This window comes from Actinomadura sp. NPDC023710 (genome assembly GCF_040639875.1).
GTDB classification, from domain to species: Bacteria; Actinomycetota; Actinomycetes; order Streptosporangiales; family Streptosporangiaceae; genus Spirillospora; species Spirillospora citrea.
Genome location: NZ_JBFAGB010000103.1, coordinates 1 through 2,957, shown reverse-complemented (window position 1 = coordinate 2,957; position 2,957 = coordinate 1). Strand labels below are relative to the sequence as shown.

At 72.0% G+C, this 2,957-nt stretch carries 4 protein-coding genes; all 4 read left to right on the top strand.

Going from position 1 to position 2,957, the window contains the following annotated elements:
- The first annotated feature begins 87 nt into the window (after positions 1–87).
- On the top strand, positions 88–639 hold the full coding sequence (locus AB0H37_RS44955; protein ID WP_329091982.1) for a toxin-antitoxin system HicB family antitoxin: 552 nt from the start codon (positions 88–90) through the stop codon (positions 637–639).
- Between the two features lie 88 nt (positions 640–727).
- The gene (locus AB0H37_RS44950; protein WP_360618847.1) at positions 728–1,573 is read left to right on the top strand and encodes a hypothetical protein; all 846 of its coding nucleotides are present in this window, start codon (positions 728–730) and stop codon (positions 1,571–1,573) included.
- A 28-nt stretch (positions 1,574–1,601) separates the two neighbouring features.
- Positions 1,602–2,576, top strand: coding sequence for an ATP-binding cassette domain-containing protein (locus tag AB0H37_RS44945; protein WP_360618846.1), 975 nt, complete (start codon positions 1,602–1,604; stop codon positions 2,574–2,576).
- The coding region (locus AB0H37_RS44940; protein ID WP_360618845.1) for an ABC transporter permease at positions 2,573–2,957 on the top strand (385 nt) is incomplete at its 3' end. The genes AB0H37_RS44945 and AB0H37_RS44940, both read left to right, overlap by 4 nt.

Here is a 2,957-nt window from a genome sequence, read left to right as displayed (position 1 = left end):
CAAGAGTCATCTACGACGGCAGGATGATGCGAAGTGACGTCATAGATGGTGGTTGACATGACGTCATCATGACGTCATAGTTTCGGCATGGACCTGATGCCGTACGTGGAGAACCTCCGCCGCGAGCTCGCCGTCGCCGCCGAGGCGGGCGGTCCGGACGCTCGTGCGCTGGCCGAGCGCCTCACCGGCGCCTTGGAATCGGCCGCCAGGCTCACCCTGCTGGAGGCGCTGTCGGCGGCGGCGGACGAGATCACCAGCGATCTCGCGCCGGGTTCGGTCGAGGTGCGGCTGCGCGGCGGCGACCCCGCTTTCGTGGTGACGCCGCAGCCCGGGCCGCCCCCGGGGGGCCGCGGAGCCGAGACCGCGCGGGAGGCCGTTGCGCCGCCCGCCGCCACGGAGGCCGCGCCACCCGCGGGGCCGTCGTCGGCGGAGGAGGGAGGGACCGCGCGGTTGACCCTGCGGTTGCCCGAGCATCTCAAGGCCCGCGCCGAGGAGGCGGCCGGCCGGCAGGGGATCTCGGTCAACGCCTGGCTGGTCCGTGCGATCTCCGCCGCGTTCGAGCCCGGCGCCATGAGGGAGTCCGCCGGCGGGCTCCAGCAGCCCCAGAGCGGACGCAGCTATACCGGCTGGGTGCGCTAGCGGCATCTGCCAAGCCCACCGTCCGTCAACACTCATCGCCCGGTCCGAGGCCGGGATGTTCCACCGGCGCCATGAGGAGGGCTCCGCCATGCCTGCTTTCGACACCCCCGAACCGATCACCGCCGACATCCAGATCTACGTCGGCCGGGTCCGCATCCACGCCGGCGACCGCGCCGACACCGTGGTGGAGGTCCGTCCGAGCGACCCGTCCAGCGAGCCGAGCGTGCAGGCCGCCGATCGGACGATCGTCGAGTTCTCCGCGGGACGGCTGCTGGTCAAGGGCCCCAAGCCCAAAGCGCTGGGGCACCTGCGGGCCTGGCGCGGCTCCATCGACGTGACCGTCGAACTGCCCGCCGGGTCGCGCGTCGAGGCCGACGTCGCCGCCGACCTCATCGCCACCGGCCCGCTCGGCCAGAGTGTCCTGCGCAACTCCCTCGGAGACCTGCGCCTGGAGGACGTCGGGCCGCTGGAGGCCAAGGCGTCCCTCGGCGCCATCTCGGTCGACCGGGTGACCGGGCCCGCCGAGGTGACCGCCTCCACCGGGGCGATCCGGATCGGAACCATCGACGGCCCCGGCACCGTGAAGAACTCCACCGGTGCCGTCACCGTCGGCGAGGCCACCGGCGAGCTGCAGGTGAAGACCGGCACCGGCGACATCACCATCGGCCGTGTGCTGGCCGACCTCACCATCAGAAGCGCGCACGGCCGGATGCGCGTCGGCGCGGCGGTGAGCGGCACCCTCCACCTGGAGGGCGGCCACGGCAAGGTCGACGTCGGCATCGCCGAGGGCACGGCCGCCTGGCTGGACCTGCACTCCAAGAACGGCGTGGTGCGCAACGCGCTCGACGCCGCCGAAGGCCCCGAGAACTCCGACACGGTCGCCGAGGTGCACGCGCACACCAACTGGGGCCACATCGACGTCCACCGAGCCTGACCCCCGGATCACCTGCGAGGAGCCCCTCATGAGCCATGCCATCACTGCCGAAGGACTGGTCAAGCGGTACGGCGAGGTGACCGCCCTGGACCAGCTCAGCTTTTCCGTCGCCCAGGGAACGGTACTCGCCCTCCTCGGCCCGAACGGCGCCGGCAAGACCACGACGGTGCGGGTCCTGACCACGCTGCTGCGCCCCGACAGCGGCCACGCCACCGTCGCCGGATGCGACGTCGTCCGCGACGCCCGGCGCCTGCGCTCCTACATCGGGCTGGCCGGCCAGTACGCCGCCGTCGACGAGCACCTCACCGGCGCCGAGAACCTGGAGATGATCGGGCGCCTGTACCACCTGGGCGCCCGCCGCAGCAGGGCCCGCGCCCGCGAGCTGCTCGAACGCTTCGACCTGACCGGCGCCGCGGACCGCCCGGTGAAGGGCTACTCCGGCGGCATGCGCCGCCGGATCGACCTCGCCGGCGCCCTGGTCGCCGACCCGCCAGTGCTGTTCCTGGACGAACCCACCACGGGCCTGGACCCTCGCGCCCGCGCCGCGCTGTGGGACACCATCTCCGAACTCGTCGCGGGCGGCGGCACCCTCCTGCTGACCACCCAGTACATGGACGAGGCCGACCACCTCGCCGACCAGGTCATGGTGGTCGACCACGGCCGCGCCATCGCCCGCGGCACCCCCGACGAGCTCAAGGACCGGGTCGGCGGCAACCGCATCGAGCTGACCGTGACCGACGCCGCCGAACTGGACACCGCCCGGCAGGCGCTCGCCTGGGTCGCAGTCGGCCCCATGCGCACCGCGCCGGAGTCGCACCAGGTCACCGTCCCGGTATCGGACGGCCCCGAGGCGCTCCGCCAGGTCCTCGGCAGGCTGGCCGACGAGGGGGTCCAGGTGCGCGACGCCGGGCTGCGCAGGCCCACCCTCGATGACGTCTACCTCACCCTCACCGGGCACCAGGCGACCGGCAACGACCCGCAGGCCCGGGAGGCCACCCGATGAACGCCCTCACCATGCCCCTCGCCGACGGCTGGACGATCGCACGGCGCAACACCCTGAAGATCAGGCGGTCGCCCGACCTGCTCGGCTCCGCGATCATGTTCCCGATCGTGTTCGTGCTGATGTTCGCCTACGTCTTCGGCAGCGTCATCGACGTCCCGGGGATGTCCTACAAGGAGTTCCTGCTCCCCGGCATCTTCGTCCAAGCCGTGATCATGGGGGCGCAGATCACCGGCTACACGCTGACCCTGGACCTGCAGAAGGGGATCTTCGACCGGTTCCGCTCGCTGCCCATGGCCCCCTCGGGAGTGCTGATCGGCCAGACCGTCAGCGATCTTCTGATGAACCTCGCCAGTCTGGTCGTCATGGCGGCGATGGGGCTGA